General features: G+C 48.5%; 31 protein-coding genes and 1 rRNA gene. 31 read left to right on the top strand and 1 reads right to left on the bottom strand.

Going from position 1 to position 26033, the window contains the following annotated elements:
• Positions 1–32: 32 nt before the first annotated feature.
• From alr to AC1TPC_RS14475, 29 genes are all read left to right on the top strand, one after another.
• Positions 33–1226, top strand: coding sequence for an alanine racemase (gene alr / locus AC1TPC_RS14615; protein ID WP_482067562.1), 1194 nt, complete (start codon positions 33–35; stop codon positions 1224–1226).
• A gap of 220 nt (positions 1227–1446) precedes the next feature.
• Positions 1447–1728, top strand: coding sequence for a CopG family ribbon-helix-helix protein (locus AC1TPC_RS14610; protein ID WP_028609437.1), 282 nt, complete (start codon positions 1447–1449; stop codon positions 1726–1728).
• A 3-nt stretch (positions 1729–1731) separates the two neighbouring features.
• Positions 1732–2082, top strand: a complete 351-nt coding sequence (locus AC1TPC_RS14605; protein WP_028609438.1) for a type II toxin-antitoxin system PemK/MazF family toxin — start codon at positions 1732–1734, stop codon at positions 2080–2082.
• 246 nt (positions 2083–2328) lie between these two features.
• The gene (locus AC1TPC_RS14600) at positions 2329–3054 is read left to right on the top strand and encodes an SAF domain-containing protein (RefSeq protein WP_482067561.1); all 726 of its coding nucleotides are present in this window, start codon (positions 2329–2331) and stop codon (positions 3052–3054) included.
• Positions 3051–3899: a CpaE/TadZ family protein gene (locus AC1TPC_RS14595; protein ID WP_482067560.1), complete on the top strand. Its 849-nt coding sequence runs from the start codon at positions 3051–3053 to the stop codon at positions 3897–3899. The genes AC1TPC_RS14600 and AC1TPC_RS14595 overlap by 4 nt, the downstream gene beginning before the upstream one ends.
• The gene (locus AC1TPC_RS14590) at positions 3896–5269 is read left to right on the top strand and encodes an ATPase, T2SS/T4P/T4SS family (RefSeq protein WP_482067559.1); all 1374 of its coding nucleotides are present in this window, start codon (positions 3896–3898) and stop codon (positions 5267–5269) included. Before AC1TPC_RS14595 ends, AC1TPC_RS14590 begins: the two co-directional genes overlap by 4 nt.
• Positions 5262–6197 (top strand): type II secretion system F family protein, encoded by a 936-nt coding sequence (locus tag AC1TPC_RS14585; protein WP_482067558.1) that lies wholly within the window; start codon positions 5262–5264, stop codon positions 6195–6197. The genes AC1TPC_RS14590 and AC1TPC_RS14585 overlap by 8 nt, the downstream gene beginning before the upstream one ends.
• Positions 6198–6210: 13 nt before the next feature.
• Complete coding sequence (locus tag AC1TPC_RS14580; RefSeq protein ID WP_482067557.1) at positions 6211–7101, top strand: hypothetical protein; 891 nt, start codon at positions 6211–6213, stop codon at positions 7099–7101.
• Positions 7102–7136: 35 nt separating this feature from the next.
• A complete protein-coding gene (locus tag AC1TPC_RS14575; protein WP_482067556.1) occupies positions 7137–7286 on the top strand; it encodes a hypothetical protein in 150 nt (49 codons plus the stop codon).
• A gap of 40 nt (positions 7287–7326) precedes the next feature.
• Complete coding sequence (locus AC1TPC_RS14570) at positions 7327–7473, top strand: hypothetical protein (RefSeq protein ID WP_482067555.1); 147 nt, start codon at positions 7327–7329, stop codon at positions 7471–7473.
• Positions 7470–7895 carry a hypothetical protein gene (locus AC1TPC_RS14565; protein ID WP_482067554.1) on the top strand — a complete coding sequence of 142 codons (426 nt, stop codon included), beginning with the start codon at positions 7470–7472 and terminating at the stop codon, positions 7893–7895. The genes AC1TPC_RS14570 and AC1TPC_RS14565 overlap by 4 nt, the downstream gene beginning before the upstream one ends.
• Before the next feature lie 21 nt (positions 7896–7916).
• Positions 7917–8402 carry a hypothetical protein gene (locus AC1TPC_RS14560; protein ID WP_482067553.1) on the top strand — a complete coding sequence of 162 codons (486 nt, stop codon included), beginning with the start codon at positions 7917–7919 and terminating at the stop codon, positions 8400–8402.
• 64 nt (positions 8403–8466) lie between these two features.
• Positions 8467–9687, top strand: coding sequence for a M24 family metallopeptidase (locus tag AC1TPC_RS14555; protein WP_482067702.1), 1221 nt, complete (start codon positions 8467–8469; stop codon positions 9685–9687).
• Between the two features lie 23 nt (positions 9688–9710).
• Positions 9711–10190: a PH domain-containing protein gene (locus AC1TPC_RS14550; protein WP_482067552.1), complete on the top strand. Its 480-nt coding sequence runs from the start codon at positions 9711–9713 to the stop codon at positions 10188–10190.
• Positions 10183–11718, top strand: coding sequence for a PH domain-containing protein (locus AC1TPC_RS14545; protein WP_482067551.1), 1536 nt, complete (start codon positions 10183–10185; stop codon positions 11716–11718). The genes AC1TPC_RS14550 and AC1TPC_RS14545 overlap by 8 nt, the downstream gene beginning before the upstream one ends.
• Before the next feature lie 146 nt (positions 11719–11864).
• Entirely contained in the window at positions 11865–12398 is a 534-nt protein-coding gene (sigY, locus tag AC1TPC_RS14540) for an RNA polymerase sigma factor SigY (protein WP_482067550.1), read from the top strand.
• Complete coding sequence (locus AC1TPC_RS14535; protein WP_482067549.1) at positions 12385–12723, top strand: YxlC family protein; 339 nt, start codon at positions 12385–12387, stop codon at positions 12721–12723. The genes sigY and AC1TPC_RS14535 overlap by 14 nt, the downstream gene beginning before the upstream one ends.
• On the top strand, positions 12711–12932 hold the full coding sequence (locus AC1TPC_RS14530; protein ID WP_482067548.1) for a sigmaY antisigma factor component: 222 nt from the start codon (positions 12711–12713) through the stop codon (positions 12930–12932). The genes AC1TPC_RS14535 and AC1TPC_RS14530 overlap by 13 nt, the downstream gene beginning before the upstream one ends.
• A gap of 39 nt (positions 12933–12971) precedes the next feature.
• On the top strand, positions 12972–13181 hold the full coding sequence (locus AC1TPC_RS14525; protein WP_482067547.1) for a PLD nuclease N-terminal domain-containing protein: 210 nt from the start codon (positions 12972–12974) through the stop codon (positions 13179–13181).
• A complete protein-coding gene (locus AC1TPC_RS14520) occupies positions 13181–14131 on the top strand; it encodes an ABC transporter ATP-binding protein (RefSeq protein ID WP_482067546.1) in 951 nt (316 codons plus the stop codon). The genes AC1TPC_RS14525 and AC1TPC_RS14520 overlap by 1 nt, the downstream gene beginning before the upstream one ends.
• Entirely contained in the window at positions 14128–14973 is an 846-nt protein-coding gene (locus AC1TPC_RS14515; protein WP_482067545.1) for an ABC transporter permease, read from the top strand. The genes AC1TPC_RS14520 and AC1TPC_RS14515 overlap by 4 nt, the downstream gene beginning before the upstream one ends.
• A 105-nt stretch (positions 14974–15078) precedes the next feature.
• Positions 15079–15462 carry an ATPase gene (locus AC1TPC_RS14510; RefSeq protein WP_482067544.1) on the top strand — a complete coding sequence of 128 codons (384 nt, stop codon included), beginning with the start codon at positions 15079–15081 and terminating at the stop codon, positions 15460–15462.
• 164 nt (positions 15463–15626) lie between these two features.
• Positions 15627–15914, top strand: coding sequence for an Asp-tRNA(Asn)/Glu-tRNA(Gln) amidotransferase subunit GatC (gatC, locus tag AC1TPC_RS14505; RefSeq protein WP_482067701.1), 288 nt, complete (start codon positions 15627–15629; stop codon positions 15912–15914).
• Between the two features lie 35 nt (positions 15915–15949).
• Positions 15950–17407: an Asp-tRNA(Asn)/Glu-tRNA(Gln) amidotransferase subunit GatA gene (gatA, locus tag AC1TPC_RS14500; protein WP_482067543.1), complete on the top strand. Its 1458-nt coding sequence runs from the start codon at positions 15950–15952 to the stop codon at positions 17405–17407.
• A 36-nt stretch (positions 17408–17443) separates the two neighbouring features.
• Positions 17444–18883: an Asp-tRNA(Asn)/Glu-tRNA(Gln) amidotransferase subunit GatB gene (gene gatB, locus AC1TPC_RS14495; RefSeq protein WP_482067542.1), complete on the top strand. Its 1440-nt coding sequence runs from the start codon at positions 17444–17446 to the stop codon at positions 18881–18883.
• Between the two features lie 145 nt (positions 18884–19028).
• Complete coding sequence (locus AC1TPC_RS14490) at positions 19029–19736, top strand: MgtC/SapB family protein (RefSeq protein ID WP_482067541.1); 708 nt, start codon at positions 19029–19031, stop codon at positions 19734–19736.
• Complete coding sequence (locus tag AC1TPC_RS14485; RefSeq protein WP_482067540.1) at positions 19718–21667, top strand: DUF4097 family beta strand repeat-containing protein; 1950 nt, start codon at positions 19718–19720, stop codon at positions 21665–21667. The genes AC1TPC_RS14490 and AC1TPC_RS14485 overlap by 19 nt, the downstream gene beginning before the upstream one ends.
• A gap of 75 nt (positions 21668–21742) precedes the next feature.
• Positions 21743–22177, top strand: coding sequence for a peroxide-responsive transcriptional repressor PerR (perR, locus tag AC1TPC_RS14480; RefSeq protein ID WP_482067539.1), 435 nt, complete (start codon positions 21743–21745; stop codon positions 22175–22177).
• Positions 22178–22348: 171 nt separating this feature from the next.
• The gene (locus tag AC1TPC_RS14475; RefSeq protein ID WP_482067538.1) at positions 22349–24022 is read left to right on the top strand and encodes a glycosyl hydrolase family 18 protein; all 1674 of its coding nucleotides are present in this window, start codon (positions 22349–22351) and stop codon (positions 24020–24022) included.
• Positions 24023–24138: 116 nt separating this feature from the next.
• On the opposite strand, the gene AC1TPC_RS14470 is transcribed toward AC1TPC_RS14475, so the two are convergent.
• Complete coding sequence (locus AC1TPC_RS14470; RefSeq protein WP_482067537.1) at positions 24139–24498, bottom strand: YgzB family protein; 360 nt, start codon at positions 24496–24498, stop codon at positions 24139–24141.
• Positions 24499–24651: 153 nt separating this feature from the next.
• Here AC1TPC_RS14470 and AC1TPC_RS14465 point away from each other — a divergent pair, with 153 nt between their 5' ends.
• Complete coding sequence (locus AC1TPC_RS14465; RefSeq protein WP_482067536.1) at positions 24652–25539, top strand: nucleotidyltransferase-like protein; 888 nt, start codon at positions 24652–24654, stop codon at positions 25537–25539.
• 417 nt (positions 25540–25956) lie between these two features.
• Positions 25957–26033, top strand: a 16S ribosomal RNA gene (locus AC1TPC_RS14460); the annotation flags it as partial.

Here is a 26033-nt window from a genome sequence, read left to right as displayed (position 1 = left end):
TATGGCTGCCAGATGAGGAGAAGGTGAAAGGCTTGGAATCGTTTTATCGCCCGACTAGGGTTGAATTATCATTAGATGCTTTAAGACATAATTTACAAGCTTTCCGCAATGCTCTCCCGGAGGGATGCAAGCTGCTCGCTTCGGTCAAGGCGAATGCTTACGGGCATGGCGCGGTCGAAGTGGCGCGTGAAGCGGAACGCTTTGGCGTAGATTATTTTGGAGTTGCTTTTCTTGATGAAGCATTGCAATTACGGAAGGCAGGCATCCAAACCCCGATTCTTGTGCTAGGTTTCGTGGCTGCGGATGCCTTGTCTGTTGCAAGAGACAACAATGTGACGATCAGTTTATTTAGAGAAGATGTTCTAGAGGCTGCTGCTAAGCTTCCCGCTGATAGCAGTGGACGAAAGCTAAAGGTACACATCAAGATCGATTCCGGCATGGGGCGTCTTGGCGTGATCGGGAAGGACGCTGCGGTGTCCTTTATCGAGAAGGCTCTGCAGGTTCCGCAGCTTGAGGTTGAGGGGATGTTTACGCATTATGCTCGCGCAGACGAAGCTGACAAGGACTATACGAAGCTGCAATATGACAGATTTCGTGAAGTGGCTGCATATGTTGAACAGCAAGGCTGGCCTATCCCGATTGTTCATGCGGCCAATAGTGCAGCGGGGATAGACACGCCGCACTTTGCTTGCGGCATGCTGCGGCTCGGAATAAGCATGTACGGACTATTGCCGTCTGACGAGGTCAATCAGCAGCGCATCGAGCTGGAGCCTGTTATGACGCTTAAGACGGAAGTCGTTATGGCCAAAACAGCCCCTGCGGGCTGGGGTATCAGCTACGGCACGCGTTATGTAACCGAGGGCGAAGAGCGGATCGGAACGCTGCCGATTGGATATGCAGACGGTTTCAGCCGCATGCTGTCAGGCAAGGCGCACGCGCTTGTGCGCGGCGTGAAAGTACCGGTTCTTGGCACCATTTGTATGGACCAATGCATGATTGCGCTTGATCCTGCTGTTTCACAAGCGGCTCCATTGCCGGTTGAGCAGGGCGAGGAGGTTGTGCTTATTGGCCGGCAAGGCAATGCGGTTATTACGGTGGAAGAAGTGGCACAGCAGCTTGGCACTCTCAACTATGAACTCATTTGCATGCTTGCGGTACGATTGCCTCGTGTATATGTAAGCGGTCGCCAAATAATGGCAATTTACAACCCCTTATTACAAACTTAATTCGAATTAGCAAAATCTTTATCTGCATTCTTTCGTAAAAGAAGAGGATTTTCGCCAAATCTCACGAATGTAGTAAGGTAGATCTTCTATAAAGGCTATACATGAAAACATACAGCATATTTGATATACGGCGATCATAGATATGTTGAAGTATAGCGACGGCAATATAATGTCATAATGAGTAATATGGTTTTGGAAAAGTTTTGGGGGTGCGAGTTCGGTGGCCAATGTACAAAATACCAAAAGAATCATGATTAGCCTGCCAGATCATTTGCTGGAGGAGGTTGACGGGATTGTTGCCAAGGAAAACTCCAACCGCAGCGAATTTATTCGGCAAGCCATGAAGCTGTATTTGGTGGAGCGCAAAAAACGTCAAATTCGAGAATCCATGCAGCGCGGGTATATGGAAATGGCGAAAATAAACCTGAACATGGCCTCGGAAGCTTTTCAAGCGGAGGAAGAAGCAGATCATACGTTAGGCCGTCTCGTTAGCGGGGTGTAGAGGTTGATTGTAAAACGCGGAGATGTGTTTTTTGCGGATTTATCGCCAGTCGTCGGATCGGAGCAGGGCGGTGTTCGCCCCGTATTGGTCATTCAGAATGATATTGGTAATCGCTTCAGCCCTACAGTCATCGTAGCTGCAATCACCGCTCAAATTCAGAAGGCGAAACTGCCAACTCACGTTGAGATGGATGCTGCTGCTCATGGTTTTGATCGAGATTCAGTTGTACTGCTTGAGCAGATTCGGACAATTGACAAGCAGCGCCTCACCGACAAAATTACGCATTTGGATGATGAAACGATGCGCAAGGTTGACGATGCTTTGTTGATTAGCGTTGGATTAATTGATTTTTAGTATAAGCGAGAGCTATTTAGCGTCTAAAAGAGGATTCCTCTTGCTGAATGGCTTTTTTTGTCGACTTTAGGTGAATTTTGATAAAATTAGGAAAAAAATGATAGACAAATGAAAGTTCAATTTGCTATTATGAACTCAATTACTTATTGCTAACCTATATATGAGCTTTATTATGCGAAGAACGCACGCGGTACGCCTTAGATGGCTGTCGGTGCGTTCTTTTTTTATGCTCAGAGAGGAGTGGAGATGAAGAGGAGACGGAATGCGATCATCAGCTTAACGGCAGCGGTGCTCTCGGCAAGCTTGGTTTACGGCATGTATGAGCTGCAGCGAATTCAAATCAAGAAGGAGGAGACGGTCGCCGTACTTGTTCCCAAACGATTTATTGGGGCGGGCGAGCGGCTTAAGGAAAGCGATCTGGAGTTTCAAATGGTTCCTCAAGGCGCTTTTGTCACCGATATGGTCATCAATCTGGAGCATGCCGCCGGGAAGGAGGCAGTGATCCCCTTAGGCAAGGGGGAACCGTTATTAATTTGGAAGGTCGACGATTATTATTTGCAGCCCAAACGCTTCGAATCGACCTTCCAAATTCCGAAGGAGTATATCCGCTCGATTTCGAACGGAATTAGAGCGGGCGACAAGGTGCTGCTGTATGCATCGGGAGAGTCTTCTCCCTCCATACGACTCTTCCCAGAAGCGGTCGCTGTGGCCTCGGTGAAGACTTCGGGCAACGTAGAGATCGATAATATGGACAATCCGAATTTATTTTCGCTGGCCGAGGGAAACAAGGAACAAATGTATGCTTCTAGGCGGGAAGCGAATGGGATGATTGATTACATAAACGTAAACCTAACGGAGGAGCAATGGCTTAGGCTGGATAGCTTATGCAAGAACGGCGAGTTGAAGCTCGTTGTCGCTTATAGTCCTTTGTCGCTTGAGCTGCTTGCTGGCGGGGAGGCTGATGGGTCGTGAGCGGAGCTTTGGCGCCACTAGCTGTTTTTATTGGTACAACGCCCAATATTGGAACGACGACAGCGGCGTTTGCTGCAGCTTACCGAATTGCGGAAGAAAGCGGCAAGCCTATCGGATATTTGTGCCTCAATCTCAAGAGCGCGAAGATCCACCGCTACATAGGCGTGGACGAGCCGCTCATTACGCTGGATAAGCTGCGCCCGGAGCTTCGCTCGTTTACGCTAACGCCGGAGAAGCTCCGTCGAGCTGCTTTTCCAGTACCCGGTCAGCCTAATCTGCAGGTGCTGTTCGGCAACCTCATGAGAGACCAGGCCGAGTACTTCACGCCAGAGGAGGCAGAGCATCTGCTGACGATTGCAGAGCAGGCCTTCGCGCTTATTGTTCTGGACGTAGGCGCATATTGGGACAATGCAGCTACGATTTGCTCGATCAGAAGAGCAGGCTCACGAATTCTCGTTACAACGCCTGCCTTATCGCATTTTCAAGAGGACGGCAAGCGATGGATTGGTCAGGTATCGCCTTTATTCGGGGTTAGCCCCGAGCATTACAAATCAGTCATCATCAACAGTCCTTGGAGAAATGGAGGTTATCAGATGAAGCATATATGCAAAGAGCTTGGCACATCGGCACTTGGTCAGCTTCAATTAAGCGAGCCGGTGTTTAGCCAATTGGATAGTGGTACTTATGCGCAGTGGCTGAAGGAGGATGCGGAAGGGAAGCAAACGATGCGAGAGCCAGCGAAATCAATTATGCAGAGGCATGGCATTCGCGGTACGGTGAATTCGATTTCCGTTCAGCCGTGGTATCGGAAGCTGCTTGCGCATCGCAACGGTACAAGCTCGTGACGGCGCAGCAAAATCGCTTTTCACCATCCGAATTTGCAGCACAAATGCAAGTTGAGAAGGAAAGCCTCGAGGCAGCGTCGGAGCCCTCTTACCTGACAGCTGACCCGCAAGGGGAGTTCGCTAGGCTCGCTGATGATATTAGAACCTATTTAAGCGCGCCGCAGGGGCTAGGAGAGGAAGAGCGCAGGCAATACAGCGAGACGTTAAACCGTGCGGTGCTTGGGTACCCGCAAGAGCGCGAGCAGGTTCTGGCGGTTATTACGGATCGATTGATCAGACTGCGCATGCATGGGGCTGTAAATGTACAGCATCCCTATCAATCGCTAGCCGAAGCATTGTTTGCGGAAGTCATTGGACTTAGCGTGCTTGAGCTCGTACTTGCCGATAAGGCGGGGCTTGAGGAAATACAGGTTGTCGGCGAGCGTATCTTCATCGTTAAGAATGGTCTAACGACCCCTTCTCCCTACCGCTTTGACAGCATCCGTGAGGTGGAGCGAATCCAGCAAAATTTGGTTCTCTACAATAATGACCGTATAAATCCGCGTAAGCGATGGGCGGAGGTCATGCTGCAAGACGGCTCTAGGGTGACGATGACCGGCTTTGGCTTCACTGCGAGTCCAACCTTGACGATCCGCTTCTATACCGTGCGCAGCTTCAGCTTAGAGACGCTATGCAGACCTGCTTACAGGACGCTGAATGCGCGTGTGCAGCAACTACTCAGGGCGATACTAGCTGCAAGATTCAATCTTGTAATCATTGGACCGACCAATTCGGGCAAAACCAATCTGATGAAAGCGTTAATTGCGGAGCTTCCGGATGAGGAGCGAATCATAACGATCGAGGGTCGATTCGAGATGATGCTCGGGCGTGATTTTCCAAGTAAAAATATCGTGGAATATATGGCGGATGAAGAGGATGCCTATCACCGCTCGGATCAAGCCTTTAAGCTCGCGCTCAGGCAATCGCCGCAGCGCATCATCCATGCTGAAATTCGCGACGTCGATGCGAATATTTACGTTCGAGCCTGCACGCGAGGCCATTCCGGGAGCATGACGACTGTCCATGCCAATAGGCTGGAGGATGTGCCGGAGGCGATAACGGACATGTGCATGCTCGATGGCAGAGGCATGAATGCCGAGCGCCTGACGAAACGGATTACGCAATATGTGACAGAGATCGGCATTGAAATGAGCTATCTAGGCGGTCGAAGGGTAATCAGCCGTATTGGCGAGCTGTGCTGGGAAGCCGGGCAAGCCTTTGTAAGAGATTGGGTTAGGTTCGACGAGGCGAAGGATGAATGGCTATATCCATTTCCGCCTTCTGCACGGGCTAAGCTGGAACCCACTACTGGGGGCAACATGGATGAATAGTCTATCGACAGCAGCGGCGGCGTGCTTGTTATTTTGTTTATTTTTTATTGCATCGTACAGCTTGTTCCTCATTTGGTCGAAGGAGCAGCAGCTCAGAAGCAAGCTGGCATATCGAGCGAATAGAGGCTGGCGCAAGCGGCTGTCTGAACGGTTTAGACGTTATGAATGGCTGCATCAGCACTTAGCTGAGCTGTTAGAAACGCTCCAATTAAAGATATCGCCTGCTGCCTTTGCATGCCTATCGGGCTTGCTCCTGCTCGCAGGAATCGCATCTGGCGGTTTGTTCTTTCAAAGTGTGAAAGGAACCTTAATGTTCGGCGGCGTGCTGGGCTCGTTGCCCTACACGATACTAAGGACGATGCTCATCCATCGGCGGATGCAGACACAAATCGATTTTTTGCCGGCGGTTGAGCTTTTTTACCAGTGCTATCTCGTTACAGGCGAGCGGCAGATTCGGATTGCGCTGCAGCGCACGGTGGAGGAGAGAAGGTTGCTTGGACCGATGCAATCGGTTTTTGAGCAGCTTTATCGCAATCTTTCCGTACGCGGCGACGATGAGGCGAGTCTGCGACTGCTTGCCGCATCGCTAGGCCATGTATGGGCGGACTATTTCGTTAATATTTTGCGAGTGGCGCTTGTAGAGGGGGTAACGGTAACAGACAGCTTAAAGGAGCTTCTGACCGATATGCGCAAGGCAAGACGAGCTAATGAGCAGGAACGGAATCGATTGCTTGAAATACGCGTAGCCAACTTCTCTCCTCTTCTGTTTCTAGCTTTGTTTATCGGAATCAACCTTCGGTATAACAAGGATAACTCTTATCATTACTACATCGTTGATGCCGAGGGGAGAGATATGCTGCTGAATGCGATGGTGCTCATATTTGCTTCGTTTCTAATGGGATTATGGCTCTCGCGCAAAAAGATGTGAAAGGAGAATGTGAATGACTGCATGGACCGAGCAAATGGTACGTTTAGTCTTGATGATTGGCCAGTATGTATTTGGAGCAACGGCGATATATGGGCTATTGCAGCTTTTGCCGCAGCGGCCAGCTCGGTGGAAGCATCTAGCCGTATTAAGCTGGCGAACGAAGGAAGCACCGGATAAATGGCTGAGGCTGCTTCGTATTACGAGACAGCGTTCCTCTTTCATGGAGAGAGAGCTGCTGCTCGCGGGCTGCGGGGTAACGGCAGACGCCGCATGGTATGTGATCGCGAGGCGATCTCTAATGCTGGCTATTGCCGCGCTCATTCTTATTGCTGGGTTATGGCATGAACGAATAAATGCTTATGTACCCCTCACTTACATAGGACCGGGTTTGCTGCTGGTCATGCTGTTGTTGTATATCGACTTAGTATGGCTGCGATCCATTCATAAGCTGCGCGCGCTTCAGGTGACCAAAGAAATATTTTCAGTAAGCAAGCAGCTGCTTTACTTATCTGATTCCTCGCTGCATATCCATTCGAAGCTGCTGCGCTGCATCCCTTTTACAAGAACGATGCGCCATGATTTAGAACAGCTTCTGGCCGAATGGTATCACGATGCAGGAGGAGCGCTGCAGCGGTTCAAGCAAAGGCTTGGAACAGATGAGGGCTTAAGCTTTGTGGAGACGCTGGATGCATTGCGAATGCATGAGAGTCCGCAATATTATGAGCTGCTTCGTGTACGTATTGAGGATTACAAGGAAAAAATCGAGCTGGCCAAGGAAAGCCGCAAGGAATCGACCTCTTATTTTTTGTTTATGATCGCGGGCATTCCGATTCTATATACTTTTCAGGTGTTTATTTATCCATGGGTAAGAGAGGGGCAAAAGCTGTTTCAGTCCCTTAGCTAAAATAGTGCAGACAGCCAATGAAAGGAGGTGGTAGCATGCGCAACATTTTGATGACGGTCATGATGCTCGTTGTCGTTATCGTCCTATTCAATACAATCATTGCCCAAGACACAACGGGAACTAGAAGTCAAATTACATCGCAAGGAACTTCGGCCAATACGCGAATAGGCAGTCTGACTCCATAAGCTGAGCGCTGGATTTGCAATATAGCGGAGGTGCCCATTTATGCGAGGAATACTTGTATCGATACTGCTGCTCATTACGGTTATCATTCTCTATCAAGCCGTTGCAGAGGGAGATGAAGGAATGAAGCAGCAGATCAATGGTGCGGGCGGCTCGATCAGCAACCACATAAGAGGAATAGACCCATGAAGCAAATTTTAATTTTTGTCTTGTTTGCGGCACTTTTGTGCTGGCTAATGTTTTCCCCCATCTATAAGCATGTTCTGATCGTCAGGCAGGCTGTTTTGCAGCAAGAGGTCGATTATTTGCTGGAAATAGGCGCTAGCGGGAGCTATGGCTACATAAGCGAGCAAATGCAGGAACAGTCGAGGCAGCGTTTAGCCCGTATTGGCATGCGGCCTAACGACATCGAATTCGAGCTCGCATCTACAAGCGGTCTGGCGGCATCTAATCCAAACGCTCCTCTAATACGAGGGACGGGCATTTCATTAACGATGAGCTATCCGTATGAGAATTTGTTCGAGATTGACCGTTTAATCGGCTTGACGCCGCCGCTGCCTAATGAGCGGATGCGAGCGTTTGGCATGAAAATGAGTGAATATGTGCCATAAGCAAAGGAAGCGGGTGAATCGATGTACAAGCTGCTGCTTATCGTAGTGATGATGTCGGTATGGATTTCGATTCATCTGCTGCAGGTGGAGGAGGAGCTTGCCATGCAAACTTTATTTCAAGGGAAGCATGCGGTCAATCGAGCTGCGCATGCGGCAGCGCAGCAGCTTGACCAGACAGCTCTTGGCGAAGGCTTGCTGAGGTTGGCTCCCGATGAGGCGGCAGATACTGCCGCTTCATATTTACAGGAAAATTTAAGGCTGGATGCCAGCGGCGCGCCTTTGCCGGAATCATTTTTGAGACAGCGTGTTGAGGTTGTCGTATTTGAAATTGTGAATGCAGATCAGACATTTCCCTATACATATATAAATGATGACTATGATTATGAGGTTACGCTGCAGCGGCCGGGGGTGGTAATGATCGTTCATATCGTGTATCCGCGTGCCTTTCAAGTGTTGGACGCCATCGAGTGGAATATAAAGGGGGCTGCGGAGCTCGTAGCAGGTTGACGGGCAACTGGAAAATTGATGTAATAAGGGGAGGGAACTTATATAGGAGCTGATAATCAAAGTGATGGACATTATTCAGGACATTCCTGCTGAACTTGTTAAGGAGCGAATTGCTTCATTACAGAAGGCGATGCAGGCTGAGCGGATTGACGCTTTTCTCCTTACTCAAAATGTGGATCTCTATTATTTAAGCGGGTCTATGCAAAATGGATATTTGTTCGTGCCAAGCACAGGCGAGGCTACCTTTTACGTTCGGCGCAGTGTTTCACGCGCGAGGCTGGAGACAGCGGTTCAGGTAGCAGAGCTCGGTGCTTTTCGTCTGTTTGGAGAAACGTTGGCGCAGCGATATCCGTCTTTATTTGTTAAAGGGGGAGAGCTGCGAATAGCGGCCGATCTGGATGTGCTTCCTGCACAGCTTTACTTAAAGCTCTCCGAGCTGCTCGGCAAGGCGGGGCGCTGCGAGCTCATAGACGGTTCAGCCATTATTCGCAATTTGCGAATGATTAAAGCGCCATGGGAAGTAAGCCGGATTGAAGCAGCGGCTGAGGTTGTGGCGGAAGCGCTGAGCGAGGCTTTGAATGATTTGAAGGAAGGCATAAGCGAGCTTGAGTGGATGGCGCGTGTAGAGTATGAGCTTCGCAAGCGCGGACATATCGGCTTAATGCGCATGCGCGGCTATAATCAAGAGATTACGACCGGGATGGTCATTTCGGGGGCGGCGGCAGCGGTTCCGTCTTATTTTGACGGACCAGCAGGCGGCCTTGGACTTGGCGCGTCATCTCCGCAAAGCGTCAGCAGATCGATTATCAAGCGAAATGAGCCAATATTGATCGATATCGGCTGCTGCGTGGACGGCTATGTCATCGATCAGACTCGTACGGCGGTAATCGGCAAGCTATCGGAAACGCTGCAGCAAGCTTATGAGGTGTCGGAATCGGTTATCGCTGCCGCAGAGAAGCTGATGGTTCCCGGTACGCCATGCTCGAGTCTTTATGAAGATGCTCTTGCACGATGTGCGGCTGCGAAGCTGTCGGATCATTTTATGGGTTTTGGCGCGGATCAAGCAAAGTTTCTAGGGCATGGCATTGGACTTGAAATCGATGAGTGGCCTGTCCTTGCCAAAGGTTTCCAGACACCGCTTGCGCCAGGCATGGTCATTGCGGTAGAGCCAAAATTCACGTTTCCAGGGCAGGGCGTTGTAGGCATTGAGAACAGCTATTTGATCACGGAACAAGGCGCAAGAGCACTGACTCGTTCGAAGGCGGAGCTTATCGTTCTGCCTTAATCCAAAAAGGGGAGACATATGATATGGATCGGGAGTTAACCAAACGGCTTCATCGTGATTACATAACCGTTTATCGCATTACCGAGCTCATTACAAATGGCATATTTTTGGCTTTGATCATCGCTTATTTCACATTGGCGATCATTTGGGATTGGACGCTGATCCCTGGCTGGATCGCATTGTTCATTTTTATTATTACAGCCATACTGTTTACATGGACGTTCCCCAAAATGATGATGACAAGATTTCAATATGAGCTGTTTGAAGATGAGATTGAAATCCAAACAGGCCTTATCTTCTTGAAAAACGTGCTTGTTCCGATGGTTCGGGTACAGCATGTCGAGCTGGAAAGCGGACCGCTTATGCGCAAATACGATCTGGCGAGCGTATCTATTGTAACGGCTGCGACTACGCATCAAATTAAAGGCTTAAAGCAGAGCGAGGCGCAGCTGTTGAAGAGGCAAATCGGTATTTTGGCTAAGGTGGATGATAAGGATGAATGAGCGCCGAACGCTTCATCCCATCTACATATTATTTGGGCTGTTGAATACGATTAAAGGGTTCATTCCTGTAATATTGATTGGATTAGTTCGAGGGAACGACTGGACTGAGCTGGCATGGTATTGGTATGCGGGCGCTTCCGTGCTGGCGGCCGTGATTCTCTTGTTTAGCTTTTTGGAGTGGAGGCGTTTTGGCTTTTGGCTGGAAGAGGACCGGATCATTATCCGCAAAGGCTGGTTGTTCCGAGACGAGAAGACGATTTATTATGGACGCATTCATTCCGTTAATGTAGAGCAGCCTTTTATACAAAGGATACTTAGAGTAGCACAGGTGAAGATCGAGACTCCTGGAGGCAACAAGAAAGCGGACGGTATATTGCCGGCACTTTCCCTTGAGGCAGCGAATGATATCCAACAAATACTTAGAAGGCAAGCAACATCGAATGTCCAATCTGCGGATGCAGGGGCTTCTGCAAGTAATGAAGCGCAAAATAAAGCTGAGGAGCAGCGCCTGGTTGTCAAGATGAATGACAATCCGCTCACGCAGACGACCTCAGCCGAACCAAGCAGAAGTATGCCTGCCTTTACGCTAAATGCAACACAGCTGATTCAAGCGGCAGCGACCTCGATGAACTTTGGGCTCGTGGCAGCTTTTATGGTCGGTTTGTTCTCCTTGGCGGATGATCTGTTCAATATGCTTTTGCCTGATCATTTCTTTGAGAATGTCGTAAAAGATTCGGCAAGCCTAATGACAAACTTTATCTTAATCTTCCTTATAATTATAGGTGGAATAGGGTTCGCATGGCTGCTTTCGATCGTGTTGTATGTTTTGAAATACAGCGGCTTCTCGGTAAAGAGAGATGGCAGACAGATCTCGGTTTCTTATGGATTGCTTGAGAAGAAAACCTTTGTGTTTGATCCGAAAAAGGTGCAGGCTGTTGTCATCAAGGAAGGATTGCTTCGCCAAGCATACGGTTATGCGGAAATCCAGCTTCAGATCGTGTCATCGGATAAGAAGGAGCAGCTTATGCTGCATCCATTTCTAAAGCGTACAGCGATACAGCAGCTACTGAACGACTTTGTTCCACAGGTAAAGCTTCCTTCGAACTCGCAGATAGAGGGCGCTCCGAAACGCGCGCTGCTGCATTACGTTAGAATAGAGCTTTTGTTTACTTTGCTGGTATGCGCCGCGTTCATTATATTTTTTAAAGCTGGCGGTTTATGGTCACTGCTGCTTCTCCCGATTATCCTATTGTGGAGAAAAAGCTGCCATAGCGCGGCGGGAGTTAGGCTTCACGAAGGCCAGCTTACGCTTCGCAACCGGTTTGTATCCAGAACCACCTATTTGATTCGGCGTCCTCAGATTTTAACGATGCAGGTGAATCGCACGATTGGGCAGCAGCGCAAAAAGCTGCTGACGCTTTCCGTTCGTACAATGGGAAGCGTATTTGATTACAGCGTAAAGTGTCTTGATCGCAAGGATGTTGAACCTGTATGGCAATGGTACAGCCGCAGCCAGAGGAAAAAATAGAATAGATGTCGCCTATATACAGCTGCAGAAGAGCTATCGCTTCCGCAGTTGTTTTTTTATCAAAAAAATTTTGTTATCCCAGTGAACGAAATGTGATTGCTAGCCGTCTAAGCTATATCGAATGCATTAAAGGAGGTTGCGCGCTCGTGCAAGACGAGACGAAGCTGATTAATCAAGCGGTACGGGGCGATACGCGAGCGCTCTCTGAGCTGCTGCAGCAGCATTATTCTTTTTTATATCAATACGTGCTAAAGGTAACGATGAACAAAACCCGTGCGGAGGATGTTACGCAGGAGACGATGATGAAGGCTGTTGAGAAAATAACAACGTTTCAAAGCAAAGCTAAATTTTCGACATGGCTCATTACAATCGCGTCCAGACTCGTCGTTGATCGCATTCGTCGGAATGAGCTGGAGAAGCATTGGCTGCAGTCGGAGAAGTCGCTGCATGCTATTCGCTACGAAACGTTGCAGCGGGGAGATGAATGGCCCGAGGCGCTTCAAGCGCTAGGGGAGCTGAGCAGCGACATTCGAATTCCGGTGCTGCTTAAGTATTATTACGGCTATGCGCAGGAGGAGATCTCGTCGATGCTGGACATTCCAGTAGGAACGGTAAAATCAAGGCTGCATAATGGTTTAAAGCAGCTGCGGAAGGAGCTAACGGAGCATGAAGAAGCCTAAAGAGGTTAATCGCGATCAGCAGTGGTTTGACGAGCAATTTAAAGAAGCCGTGACCCGTTTTGACGCCACTCATGCGCCCGATTTTCCCGATTTGCAGCAGTTCGAGGCATTCGTAGCGGGACATAAGCAAGAGATGAAGGGGAAGCTTTGGAAGGAGCTCCTATTGTTCTGGCTGACGGCATGTTTTATTTTTGGCGTGATGATGTGGATGTTAGATCGAAATTTGGTTTGGTTTGCTGTCCTTCAAGCCCTTGTTGCTGCTGGGGGAGTTGGGTTTGTCATCATGACGTATGGTCGAAGGAAGGTACGGACATGGAGGAGCTGAAGGTAATACCCATCTGGGTTTGGATACTGATCATCCTTGTGCTGATTGCACAATCGACTTGGCTGTTTATTGACGCTCGCAAAAGGGACAGCATGCCTTGGCTTTGGGGCATATGGGGTTTAATCCAAACGCCGATGCCGCTTATCTTTTATTTCATTTTTGTGCGAAGCGGCTGGTTCCGTCGAAATGGCGATAAGATCAAGGAGTAGCCGCGTTACTCTTTGGATTAACAAAGGGAGGTCATTTTGATGGTTAACGATCAAATTGAATTATCGCAGATATTGCCTATTATTGCTCCGATCATTGTTATTCAATTGATTTTGGTAGTGATTGCATTGGTGTTATGCGCGAAGGCGGAGCGCACAAACGGGCCTAAGTGGATGTGGGCACTGATTATTATATTTGTGAATATTGTTGGGCCGATTGCCTTCTTTATAGCAGGAAGGAGGAGCCACTGATGGGCGCATTGCTTCAGGTGAAGGGATTAACCCAAACATTCGGTGACATAAAAGCGGTAGCGGGCATCGATTTTTCGATTACCGAAGGCCACTGCGTTGCACTGCTTGGACCTAACGGAGCAGGAAAAACGACGACCATTCGGATGATTACCGGTTTGCTTAAGCCGACTGCAGGACAGCTCGAATTCCAGGGCTCTGCCCAAGGCGTCAATCATCGGGCACTAATAGGCTACTTGCCTCAAGCCCCATCCTTCTATTCCTGGATGACGGGAAACGAATACGTTGTTTATGCGGGAAGATTATGCGGCTTAAACGCTGCAACTGCCAAAAAACGCGCGAAGGAGCTTTTGGAGCGAGTCGGCATTTCCAGCGCAGCCAAGAGACGGATCGGCTCCTATTCAGGAGGCATGAAGCAGCGTCTTGGCCTTGCTCAAGCGCTTGTTCATCAGCCTAGGCTGCTTGTTATGGATGAGCCGGTTTCGGCGCTTGATCCGCTTGGGCGCAGAGAGGTGCTTGAGCTGCTGCGGGAGCTGAAGCAGGAAACGACGGTGCTATTCTCTACTCATGTGCTGCATGATGCGGAGGAGCTATGCGATGATGTCATTATTATTCGAAACGGGCAAGTGGCTCTGCAAGGAGCGATTGAATCTATTCGCATTGAGCACCGCAAGCCGATCATTGAGCTTCAGCTAGAGCGTGATGCGAACGCTGAACGATGGCTATCCTCTTATATGGCTCGTATTCTTCCTTCTGCGGGTGCTGTAAATAAGCATAGCTTATTTCAGTCTGTCCAACTGCAGAATAGGGTAGCGCGTTTCACCGTAAACGATGTAGATGCAGCGAGGCGAAGCTTGCTCGAGGAGCTGACCAAGGATCAGGTGAAGGTGAGCAGGCTGGAAGTCGGTCAAACTTCGCTAGAGGATTTATTTATGAAGGTGGTGACAGCATGAGTACCAACGTATGGGGAAATGCACAGCTAAGTACGGCAAAGCCTGCCTATACATCAAGCTTTGCCCGTTTTGTCGTCATGGTACAGAAGGAGCTGCTAGAGCTTATTCGCAGCTATAAGCTGCTTTGGGTGCCGCTGGTTTTCATATTGCTCGGTATTATGCAGCCGGTATCGACTTATTTCATGCCCGTCATATTGGAGAAAGCGGGCAGCCTGCCGGAAGGAACGGTTATCGAAATTCCGACGCCGCTTGGCTCCGAGGTGCTTGCGCAAACGCTTCAGCAATTTGGAACAATCGGTGTTCTTGTTCTTGTACTCGTTTGTATGGGCACGGTGTCGGGTGAGCGCAGCAGCGGCACAGCATCCCTCATTCTAGTAAAGCCGGTGTCGGTGCTTTCCTTTATCGTCTCTAAATGGACGGCAATGATTCTGCTTGCTTGGGGCGCTCTGATCCTCGGTTATTTCGCTGCTTGGTACTATACAGGATTGTTATTTGAAGAGGTTTCCTTTGCGAAAATGATTGGCAGTCTTCTCATTTTTGGCTTATGGCTGTCCTTCCTGGTGTCGATTACGATTCTCTTCAGCACGCTGCTCCGCGGTCCTGCAGCTGCGGCCTTCTCTACGCTTGGCGGCGCTGTTACATTTACTCTGCTGACGGGCCTTTTTCCGAAGCAGCTTGGGTGGAGTCCTGGCGCGTTAAGCAGCTTTGCTTCTGCATCCGTTACCACGGGGATAGCCAATACTAGTCGATTCGGCTTAGTGATTACACTGACCATCATCTGTATTGCAGCCGCTATCGCCTTATCCGCATGGGTGCTTCGCAGAAGCTCAGCTGTCGAATAAAAGGATGGCAACTCTATCAACTCATTCTTCGATTGGACACCGCTATTATTTTTTAGTAGGATAGTAGTGAAAGAATCAGCGGCGAAGAAACAGGAGTTGAGGACGATGCTACAATTAGGCACAAAGGTCGTCATAGTGGCTGACCAATATGAACAAAACCTTCCCATCGGAGAGCATGGTTATATAATAGCTTACGACCGCAACGCGGATAATGTATTTGATTATGTGCTGAGAGTCCCATCGGCCAATCGGAATTTTCTTATTCCAGATGAAGACGTGGAGCTAGAAGAGGTGCTTATTCAGGATGAGGTTGACCGTATCGAGCGGGAGGCGCTAATCGATTTTGCGCTTGCGACTCATAATGAGGAATTGTTTAAACGCATTATGAATGGCGGGAATGAAAGCGAGCCGGAACCGGATAATACGGGCAAGGAACCGCTTAGCCCAGCGGACTTTATTCGTCAGGTTAATCTAAAAGCTTGGATTTAAGCAGCAATTAATCAAATTGGACTGTTCTGTATGTCAGCCTGCTGATATAAGGAACGGTCTTTTTTTTCGCGAAAAGAGGAACTTGCCGTTTACATTGATGTTCGCCCTAATTGTGAGATATAATAGGAAGAATGATTACAGGAATAGGAAAGGAAGAATACCCGATGAGCATTACGGCCAAGGATGTAGAGCATGTCGCCAGACTGGCGCGTTTAGAGCTTTCCGATTCGGAGAAGGATCAGTTCACGGAGCAGCTTAATGCTATTTTGAAATATGCGGAAAAGCTTGATGGACTGGACACGGAAAATGTCGAGCCGACCAGCCATGTGCTGCCAATTACGAACGTTATGCGTGCGGATGAGAAACGCCCGTCGCTGCCGATCGAGAAGGTGCTGCTCAATGCACCTGATGAAGAGGATGGACAATTTAAAGTACCTGCGGTACTTGAATAATACGAATGGGTTTTATATGAAGGGAGGAACTACTGTTGGCACTGTTTGATTTGCGCCTGCAGGATGTACATAACAAGCTGAACAATAAGGAACTGTCTGTTTCTGAGCTGGTTAGCGCATCATATGCGAGAATTGCAGAGACCGAGCCTGCTATCCAGGCTTTTATTACATTGAATGAAGAGAATGCGCGCTTGCAGGCTTCCGAGCTGGACAAGCAATTGCAAGAGGGCGGCGAACGCGGTTTGCTGTTTGGCTTGCCGGCGGGTGTGAAGGATAATATTGTGACGGAAGGGCTGCTTACGACCTGCGCGAGCCAATTCCTGAGCAATCACAATCCGATTTATGACGCTACAGTCGTTCGCAAGCTCAAAGCGGCTCAATCGGTCACGATTGGCAAGCTGAATATGGATGAATTCGCTATGGGCGGCTCGAATGAGAACTCAAGCTACTATCCAACACGCAATCCTTGGAATACGGAATACGTGCCAGGCGGCTCAAGCGGCGGCTCGGCGGCTTCTGTTGCTGCGGGTCAAGTGTACTTCTCGCTTGGCTCCGACACGGGCGGCTCGATCCGTCAGCCCGCAGCGTATTGCGGAATCGTGGGCTTGAAGCCGACATACGGCCTAGTTTCACGCTTTGGACTAGTCGCATTCGCATCATCGCTCGACCAGATCGGCCCGCTTACCAAAAATGTAGAAGACTCCGCTTACGTGCTGCAAGCCATTGCCGGCTACGATGCAAGCGATTCTACTTCTGCGAATGTGGAGATTCCGGATTATACGTCAGCACTGACTAGCGATGTTAAAGGTCTACGCATCGGCGTGCCTAAGGAATACCTCGGAGCGGGTATTGACCCACGCGTCAAAGAAGCGGTGCTCAAAGCATTGTCGGTATATGAATCGCTTGGCGCGACATGGGAAGAGGTTTCGCTGCCGCATACGGATTATGCGATTGCTACTTACTACCTGCTCGCTTCCTCGGAAGCCTCATCGAACCTAGCCCGCTTTGACGGCGTGCGCTACGGCGTTCGTGCGGACAATCCAGCCAATTTGATCGATTTGTACAAGAAATCTCGCAGCGAGGGCTTTGGCCCCGAAGTGAAACGCCGTATCATGCTAGGTACGTATGCGCTTAGCTCCGGCTACTACGACGCTTACTACTTGAAGGCTCAAAAGGTACGGACGCTGATCAAGCAAGATTTTGACCAAGTGTTTAGCCAATATGATCTGATCATCGGACCTACGGCTCCGACGCCAGCATTCCGCATCGGAGAGCAGGTTGGCGATCCGTTAACGATGTATTTAAACGATATTTGTACCATTCCGGTTAGCTTGGCAGGCGTTCCTGCTATTAGCGTGCCATGCGGTACAGCTGACGGCTTGCCGATTGGCCTGCAAATTATCGGGAAGGCGTTCGACGAATCGACGGTGCTGCGCGCCGCTCATGCGTTCGAGCAGCACACGGAGCATCATAAACAACGTCCGCAGCTATAAGCGGTCATATATACGTTTACGAAGGGATCGATACGAATGTCTGAACCGAACAAATACGAGACGGTTGTCGGGCTGGAAGTCCATGTGGAGCTGCATACGAATAGTAAAATCTTTTGCGGCTGCTCTACGGCTTTCGGCGCGCCGCCGAACACCCATACCTGTCCAGTATGTCTTGGACATCCCGGCGTCTTGCCGGTACTGAACCGCCAAGCGGTTGAATATGCAATGAAGGCGGCAATGGCGCTCAACTGCCAGATTGCCGACATCAGCAAGTTTGACCGTAAAAACTACTTCTACCCGGATTCGCCAAAGGCGTACCAAATTTCACAGTTCGATCAACCGATTGGCGAGCATGGCTGGATCGAAATCGAAGTGAACGGTGAAGTGAAGCGAATCGGCATTACAAGGCTTCATCTCGAAGAGGATGCAGGCAAGCTCACTCACGTTGACGGCGGCTATGCATCGCTTGTCGATTTCAACCGTGTCGGCACGCCGCTAATCGAGATCGTATCCGAGCCGGATATCCGCACGCCTGAGGAAGCGAAGGCTTACTTGGAGAAAATTAAAGCGATTATGCAGTATTGCGATGTTTCTGACGTGAAGATGGAAGAAGGAAGCCTGCGCTGCGATGCGAACATAAGCCTTCGTCCTTACGGACAGAAGGAGTTCGGAACGCGTGCCGAGCTCAAAAACATGAACTCCTTCCGCGGCGTTCAGCGCGGCCTTGAGTACGAGCAATTCCGTCAAGCGGAAATTCTCGATGGCGGCGGAGTAGTTATCCAAGAGACTCGTCGCTTCGACGATACGCTTGGCAAATCGTTCTCTATGCGCGGCAAGGAAGAAGCTCATGATTATCGCTACTTCCCGGACCCGGATCTCGTTTCGCTTCATATTAGCGAAGAGTGGAAGCAAAGCATTCGCGCTACGATACCAGAGTTGCCGGACGCCCGCAAAGCGAGATATACGGCGGATTACAGCCTGCCTTCTTACGATGCTGAAGTTATTACTTCATCGAAAAAGCTTGCGGATTTCTTCGAGGAAAGCCTTGCTTATACGAAGGATGCCAAAACCGTTTCAAACTGGATCATGGGCGATCTCCTAGGCTACTTAAATGCAAACGGCCAGGAAATTTCCGATGTAAAAATAACCGGACAAGGTCTTGGCGAAATGATCGGCTTGCTTGAGAAAGGCACGATCAACGGAAAAATCGCCAAAACTGTATTCAAAGCGATGCTGGAATCGGGCAAGCTGCCTCAGCAAATCGTTGAGGAGCAAGGGCTCGTTCAAATTAGCGATGAAGGCGCGATTCAAGCGATCGTGAATCAGATCGTAGAAGCGAATCCGCAATCGGTCGAAGATTATAGAGCAGGCAAAGAAAAAGCGATTGGCTTCCTCGTTGGGCAAATCATGAAGGAATCCAAAGGGAAAGCAAATCCTGCGCTTGTAAATAAGCTCCTAGTTGAGCGCTTGAAATAAGTGCAGCTTCGTCCAAAAACGCGGTTCATCGTTATGATGAGCCGTGTTTTCTTTTTGACCGTCATGTTGGTAAGATGGCCTGTATGCTCTAGCTGCTGCATACAATTATGTTACAATAGCTAGTAAAGAAAGGTCGGGATCACCAATGATGAGTACACTTGATAATCCCTGGTACATCAGTGAATTGCACATTTTACTAAGGCTTCTTCTCGCCTTGCTGCTTGGCGGCCTTGTCGGATTTGAGCGTGAGCAGTCGAATCATGCGGCAGGACTTCGGACTAATATTTTGGTTTGTTTAGGCTCATGCTTGCTCATGCTGCTCTCCATGTACGGATTTACTTCTTTTATTGATGAGCCGAACGTAAGTGTTGACCCCGCGCGTCTTGCTGCGGCTGTTATTACCGGCATTGGCTTCCTTGGAGCTGGTACGATATTATTTACCGGAAAATCGATTACAGGCTTAACGACCGCCGCATCCTTATGGGTCGTATCTGCGATTGGATTAGCTGTCGGAGCGGGCTTCTACTTTGCATCAGCGACGGTGACGATTATGGTTCTAGTCACGCTATGGGCGTTTAATAAATTGGAGAAAAGGTACATTAGCGCAGAAAAGGAGCATTTACTCAAAATCAAGGTTAACAATCTATCGAAAGCCTTACCCGATATAAATGGTTTGTTGACCGATCAAAAAATTATCATTCGAAAAATGCTCTTGGAGGAGTGTGAGAATGATGGAGAAGGCGAGCAGATCATGCTTCAGGTTTACGTTACGCTGCCTAAATCGGAAAAACTGCTTATGCTGCTTGATAAAATAAAGCATTTGGAGGGTGTACGTTGGGTCAGCTCAGAATAAAACGGACAAAAAACAGACTGCTCACCGTATTGCTCGCGTTCGCATTGCCAGGTGCTGGGCATATGTATACGGGACAGCACCCGAAGGGCTTGCTGTTGATTACCGCCTTTTTGCTGGATCTGACAGCGATCGTCAGGCTAGCGGATTCAGATGGCGGCAGGCATTTGCTGTTAATTGCTTATTTAGGCATCATGCTTCCCGTTTTTTATTTTATTAGCGTCTTCGATTCCTTGCAAAGCACGGAAGCTGAAGATCATAGCCCAGTTGCACTAAATCGCACGCTCGGCTTTATCATCTTGGCCGCCGGGGCAATCATGCTTGTTTTAGTAAAGCCTCCGCAAGCGATTTTGCCTTGGATGAATGAGCTTGCGGAGTTTTCCGTAGGTCCCATTATCATCATTGCAGCGATCACATTGCAGCTGCGTTCACGGAAAGGATCGGTATCTATGTTTAAGCTAGGTCGTTTTACAGCAGCGGTGCTTGTCCTTACTGTCGGGGCGCTTCTTCTGTGGGATCAAATACGAGGAAGAAATGATATTTCGCTACTTGGACAATGGTGGCCGGTCATATTTATATTATTAGGCCTCGAAGTAATAGCATTCAGCATAAAGTTTAAGGGAACGGAAAAGAAGCTAAGGCTTGACGTCGCGGGAGGGATGATCGCGTTAGTCATAACGATGACCGCATATGTAGTTACCCAATATGCCGATATCCCTTTTCGCTGGCTGGATCAATTTAATGTCGATTTGAACGGCGCTGCGGATTACGGAGAAGAAAAGGGCTTTCGCTATGACAAAGCAATTATTAAAGTGCCGCTGGATGAAGCTGCTTCCCTTATCCAAATCGTAAATCCGAATGGACAAGTAACGGTTCGCTCGGGCGACGTACAGGAAATCGAGCTATTGACAGCGGTATGGGTCGATTTAACGGATAAAACGGAAGCAGATGCCATAGCGGAGCAATCGACGGTAAAAATTAATCCCGGCGCGGAGGTGACGCTTGAAGCAAAGGGACAATCATACGGTGCTAACGGAAGCATGAAGCCAAGAATGAATATGATTATTACGGTGCCGATGTCCCTGTCGGACCAGCTCCAAGTGGAGGAGATCCCTTCCGAAACGCCGATACCTTTGGAATCCGAACAACCTATTAATGCAACTAACGCAGCAAATTCTGAAACACCGCTTACTTCTGGAATTGCTCTTGATACGAGTCTACAATTAGCAACCGAGCCTCCAGGCAATACGGATAATATCCCCATCGAAGAGCTTGAGCAAACACCACAAAATATTGAAGATTTGGAAGAGCAGCAGCCGGCTTTGAAGATGAAGGTGGAATCTGGGAATGGCCCTGTCGAAGTGAAAGCATTGACGCTGCCGGGAGGTCTAGACATTCGGAGCAGCAGCGGAATTGTTACGGTCAGCAACATTAATGGCTCGGTTTCCGTCAAAGGGAATAATGGCGATATCCATATCAGAGGTATAACGGGAGACAGCAGTATCGAAACGAAGAACGGCACGATTGCAGCTGAGACGATTCAAGGCAAGCTGTTTGCCAATACGCTTAATGGCAGCCTGGAAATCAAGCAGATCGAGGGAGACATCGAAGCGGAAACCAAAAACGGTAAAATTAAAATGAATGGCGCTGGCGCTTCAGTCAAAGCGGATACGCTAAACGGCAGCATTGAGCTGAAAAGCGCAACCGTTGGCGGCGACTGGGATTTGGATAGCTCTGTTGGCGAAGTGATGCTTGCGATGCCTCAGGATGGTCATTTCACGGTTTTCGGATCGGTAACATTCGGTAATATTACGTCCCAGCTGCCGCTAGAAGTAAGCAAGAAAACGATAAGAGGCACAATAGGTGAGGGCACTTTCCGGATCCAAATAAATGCAACGAACAGCATAATGATCAAACAGTTTGGGCTTTCCTAAAAAGGCGCTTTCATTGACAAACTCTTAAAATAGAACGTACAATAGTTGTAACTACTTAGGAAGGGCGTGAGGGGAATGGGAGCCAGCGTTAATTTAGCACTGGAGCAACTGAAGATGAATGGTGTCCGAATGACCCCGCAACGTCACGCCATATTAAGCTACTTAATGGACTCCATGTCTCACCCGACTGCAGATGAAATTTATAAAGCGCTCTCTCCTTCTTACCCGAGCATGAGCGTAGCTACCATATATAACAATCTGCGTTTATTTGTAGAAGCTGGATTAGTGCGTGAGCTGACTTATGGCGATGACTCTAGCCGTTTTGATTCAGATTTATCCGATCATTACCATGCCATTTGCAAAAATTGCGGTTCTATCGTCGACTTTGATTATCCGCCACTGCTTGAAGTAGAGCGTGCAGCATCACGTGTGACGGGCTTCGTAGTTGAAGGTCACCGGATGGAAATATACGGCGTTTGCTCCACATGCAATACCACATCAGCGAAATAAATGGCGATAAAGCCTATAAGAACGTGCCGGGAAGCGAGTTAACGCGCTAATCAGCACGTTTTTTATTATCATGAGCGATTACACAAAAGTTTTGAACAGGAGAGTGAGCATTTGGAAACGATGTACAACCGAGCGCCCCGACGAAGAGGTAACCGGGGATTTCGGGGACTTATGTTTTTATTTATTGCAGCGATGGCAGCCGTTTTTTGCTGGTATGGATATATTCATTTTGTTCCGAATAATGAAAAGGTTGATCCGGTCTATCGAACGGAGCATCCGATCATCATTCGCGGGATAGAGGCAGAGCAAGGTGCCATTATTGAAAATAATGAAGTGAAGCTTCCGCTCGCTGCCCTTCAGCAAGTGCTTGGAGAGGACAAGCCTATCCGCTATGAGCCGGATTCCGGCTCCATTATTTTGACGACAGCGAATAAAGTGCTTCATCTTAAGACGGATTCCTTAACGGCAACGATAAACCAAAAGCCTTACAATTTGACGATAGCCGCAGAAACCTCTATTGAAACGGTCTATATACCAGCAGAGCCTTTGAAGGAACTTTACGGTCTGCAAGTGGAATTTGATCAGAAAAGAGGCATCGTGACACTTCTATCAGCAGGGGAGAATGTTCAACTAGCGGAGGTCATGCCGAGGAAGGGGGCTGCCATTCGTACCGAGCCGACCATTCGTGCTCCATATGTAGACAAGGTGTCTCAAGCACAACCGGTTAGAATTTGGGAGGAGCAATCAGGCTGGCTTCTTGTCCAAAGCAGCGATGGGCTGACTGGCTTCATTAACAAAAAAGACGTAAAGCTAACGACGATCGATCAAATGCCTCAAGCGGCGAAGGAACCGCCATTCATTGCTTGGAAGGTGCTTGGCAATAAAATCAATATGACGTGGGAAGCCGTGTATGAACGGAAAATTGATACTACAAAAATTAGCCCAATGCCAGGCGTTAACGTAGTAAGCCCAACCTGGTTTGCTTTAGCTGATGACAAAGGGACAATTAAAGGGAAGGCCGATCCCGCTTACGTGAAATGGGCGCACCAGCAAGGCATGCAAATTTGGGCGTTGTTCAGCAATGATTTTGAGCCAGATCGTACGACTAAGGCTTTGGCAAGCGCTGAGACAAGGTTCTCGATGATCCAGCAGTTGATCGCTTTTGCCGAGGTTTATGACTTGCAAGGGATCAATATTGATTTTGAAAATGTGCATACGTCCGATAAAGCAAACTTTGTGCAGTTTGTTCGTGAGCTAACGCCGCTTTTGCATGAGCAAGGGTTGGTTGTGTCGGTAGATGTAACTCCAAAATCGAATAGCGAGATGTGGTCGTTGTTTCTTGATCGCGCGGCCTTAGGCGGTATCGTCGATTATATGATGGTAATGGCGTATGACGAGCATTGGGCTGCCAGCCCGAAATCCGGATCAGTCGCATCCCTGCCATGGACGGAGAGCTCACTCGTTCGTATTATGCAGGAGGATGGCGTTCCAGCCAGCAAGCTAATGCTCAGCATGCCGCTCTATACAAGGATATGGACGGAGAAGAAGGGGGAAGACGGGAAAATAGCGGTCTCCTCGAAAGCAGTAGGCATGGAACGAATAAAGGAAATTATTAGTACGAAGAAGCTAAAGCCGGTGCTTGATCAAGCGGCTGGCCAAAATTATGTGGAGTATCAGGAAGACGGAGCATTGAAACGGATTTGGATTGAGGATGATGTATCCATGAAGGCTCGGGTCGCATTAGCGCGCAAGTACGATTTGGCAGGTGTCGCTACGTGGCAGCGTGCGTTCCAAACACCAAACATCTGGAAAACGATCGACGATGCCATTCATTTAAAGCCATAATACATTTTTATCTAATTAAATAAGAAAAAGCCCTCTTCGCATGAATGATCATGGATGAGGGCTTTTCTTATGTTGAATGCCGCCATAAGGCGGGGCTGACGTATGCGACTAGCACATTACACTTGCTGTTCAGTCGGACTGTGCGTTGCTTGAGCAGGGTCGAGTGTCAGCATCGTTTTGCAATACATGCAGCGATCGGTTTTCCCAAGCATCTTGGTTGGTCGTCCGCATTCAGGACATTGCAGCATCGTGGCGCTTGTCGACATCATGCCAGCCCAGAAATAGACGGCAACGCTGATAAGCAGTGAGATCATGCCGATTACCATGAAGATAGCAGCGATAATCTTACCGGCTTGTCCCAAAAATACGATGCCGGCGGTTCCGAGTATCATTACGCCCATACCTACCAAGGTGAAAACGAGCCCCCAAAGACGGAATTCATTGATTTTGGCGGACTTAAAAAAGAACTTGTTCATGCATTCAAACCCTTCCTATGACTAATGACTTATGAATTTGAGACTGTTTCTAAGTTAGTAAGCAGGAATGTGCCTCCAACATGTCGAAAAAGAATAGCACTGTAGATTATTATTATAGCTTAATAAAATGTGATTAGCTATATGGAGGAACCAGTGGAACATATAAAAGCACACTTCGCAGGCAGCTATCGTAATGAACCTAATCTGATCGGTTTAGCTGTTATTGAAAACCCATATCCTTATAATCCATTAATCGATGGCTTAGATTCGTTAGTGCTCGTAGTTTTAGAGGAGGAAGCTCATACTCGTAATGAGACGGAGCATGTCCAAATCAACGGCAAGCGTGTATTGATTCGTACCATTGATGCCAAAGGCTTGAATGCATGGTTGGCTGGCGGAGAAAATCGCAATATTATTGAGTGGCTAGTTCGGGGGGAGATCATGTTGGATCGCGACGGCTATTTAAGCGGTGTACGTGAACATCTGCTTCAATTCCCTGATTCCATGCGGGAGCAAAAGCAATTTACGGAGTTTGCCGGCTTCTTAAGAACGTATTTACAAGCAAAGCAGGACTTGCTCGATGGCAACTTGCTTGATGCATACAGCCATGTGCTTATCGCGCTGCATCATTGGGCTCATATTGTTTTAATAGAAGAAGGACGTCATCCAGAGCTCACGGTGTGGAAGCAGCTTAAACGGGTTCATCCGGGGATATACAAGCTTTATGAGGAGCTTACAGTAAGCCCGGAAACGTTAGAGCAAAGAGTGCAGCTAGTTATGCTGGGATGCGAGTTCTCCGTGATGAGCAAAATGAAATCAAGCTGCGCGTTATTGTTCGATATTCTCGGAAGCCGCGAGGAGCCTTGGAGCATAGCCGAGCTGCAATCGCATTCTTCAATTAATGTTTTGCATGTCGATTTATCGCTAGTTATTCAAAAGCTGGTGAAGCGTGAGTATGTACGCGAGGTTGCCGTCATGCATGAGCTTGGAGATATAGGAGCTCTTGAGCTGCGTTATATGATCAATAACACGAAAAGCTAATAATGTGAGTCATATGAAGAAAAAGCGTTGGCTTTGCCTGTATGAATGGGGGCAAAATAGCGCTTTTTTTATTTATTAAATAATCTGGTGAATAAGCTTGACTTGAATTAAGTTCAGATGATATATTAGTACTCGCCGCTTTTACAGGACACATAAACGCGAAATCGACATCTCAAAAAAAATGTCGAACAACGAAAAAAGTGCTTGCAAAGAGATGGGCGAATGTGATATATTATAAAAGTCGCCGATACGAAATAAGCGGTTGACGCAAATGAAAAGATTGCTCTTTGAAAACTGAACAACGAGTAATAACTGCCCTTGCGATTCTAACGAATTGTAAGAAAAAGCGATAAAAAGTAATGAGCAAGTCAAACACATGAAGCTTTCTCTTCGACATCGCGTCGAAGCGAAAACTTCCATTTGGAGAGTTTGATCCTGGCTCAGGACGAACGCTGGCGGCGTGCCTAATACATGCAAGTCGAGCGGATCTTGTC

The organism is Paenibacillus sp. Y280 (genome assembly GCF_056786335.1).
The sequence above is the reverse complement of the archived record's forward strand: the minus strand, read 5'-3'. Positions and strand labels throughout refer to the sequence as shown.

Bases quoted from the DNA above. Each gene is read 5' to 3' on its own strand.
- AC1TPC_RS14515 (WP_482067545.1), top strand. From the start codon at position 14,128: ATGAGTACCAACGTATGGGGAAATGCACAGCTAAGTACGGCAAAGCCT.
- AC1TPC_RS14600 (WP_482067561.1), top strand. From the start codon at position 2,329: ATGAAGAGGAGACGGAATGCGATCATCAGCTTAACGGCAGCGGTGCTC.
- AC1TPC_RS14475 (WP_482067538.1), top strand. From the start codon at position 22,349: ATGTTTTTATTTATTGCAGCGATGGCAGCCGTTTTTTGCTGGTATGGA.
- perR (WP_482067539.1), top strand. From the start codon at position 21,743: ATGGGAGCCAGCGTTAATTTAGCACTGGAGCAACTGAAGATGAATGGT.
- AC1TPC_RS14530 (WP_482067548.1), top strand. From the start codon at position 12,711: ATGGAGGAGCTGAAGGTAATACCCATCTGGGTTTGGATACTGATCATC.
- gatB (WP_482067542.1), top strand. From the start codon at position 17,444: ATGTCTGAACCGAACAAATACGAGACGGTTGTCGGGCTGGAAGTCCAT.
- AC1TPC_RS14510 (WP_482067544.1), top strand. From the start codon at position 15,079: ATGCTACAATTAGGCACAAAGGTCGTCATAGTGGCTGACCAATATGAA.
- AC1TPC_RS14570 (WP_482067555.1), top strand. From the start codon at position 7,327: ATGCGAGGAATACTTGTATCGATACTGCTGCTCATTACGGTTATCATT.
- AC1TPC_RS14535 (WP_482067549.1), top strand. From the start codon at position 12,385: ATGAAGAAGCCTAAAGAGGTTAATCGCGATCAGCAGTGGTTTGACGAG.
- AC1TPC_RS14565 (WP_482067554.1), top strand. From the start codon at position 7,470: ATGAAGCAAATTTTAATTTTTGTCTTGTTTGCGGCACTTTTGTGCTGG.
- AC1TPC_RS14585 (WP_482067558.1), top strand. From the start codon at position 5,262: ATGAATAGTCTATCGACAGCAGCGGCGGCGTGCTTGTTATTTTGTTTA.
- AC1TPC_RS14560 (WP_482067553.1), top strand. From the start codon at position 7,917: ATGTACAAGCTGCTGCTTATCGTAGTGATGATGTCGGTATGGATTTCG.
- AC1TPC_RS14555 (WP_482067702.1), top strand. From the start codon at position 8,467: ATGGACATTATTCAGGACATTCCTGCTGAACTTGTTAAGGAGCGAATT.
- AC1TPC_RS14550 (WP_482067552.1), top strand. From the start codon at position 9,711: ATGGATCGGGAGTTAACCAAACGGCTTCATCGTGATTACATAACCGTT.
- AC1TPC_RS14575 (WP_482067556.1), top strand. From the start codon at position 7,137: ATGCGCAACATTTTGATGACGGTCATGATGCTCGTTGTCGTTATCGTC.
- AC1TPC_RS14490 (WP_482067541.1), top strand. From the start codon at position 19,029: ATGATGAGTACACTTGATAATCCCTGGTACATCAGTGAATTGCACATT.
- AC1TPC_RS14525 (WP_482067547.1), top strand. From the start codon at position 12,972: ATGGTTAACGATCAAATTGAATTATCGCAGATATTGCCTATTATTGCT.
- gatC (WP_482067701.1), top strand. From the start codon at position 15,627: ATGAGCATTACGGCCAAGGATGTAGAGCATGTCGCCAGACTGGCGCGT.
- AC1TPC_RS14470 (WP_482067537.1), bottom strand. From the start codon at position 24,498: ATGAACAAGTTCTTTTTTAAGTCCGCCAAAATCAATGAATTCCGTCTT.
- AC1TPC_RS14545 (WP_482067551.1), top strand. From the start codon at position 10,183: ATGAATGAGCGCCGAACGCTTCATCCCATCTACATATTATTTGGGCTG.
- AC1TPC_RS14580 (WP_482067557.1), top strand. From the start codon at position 6,211: ATGACTGCATGGACCGAGCAAATGGTACGTTTAGTCTTGATGATTGGC.
- AC1TPC_RS14520 (WP_482067546.1), top strand. From the start codon at position 13,181: ATGGGCGCATTGCTTCAGGTGAAGGGATTAACCCAAACATTCGGTGAC.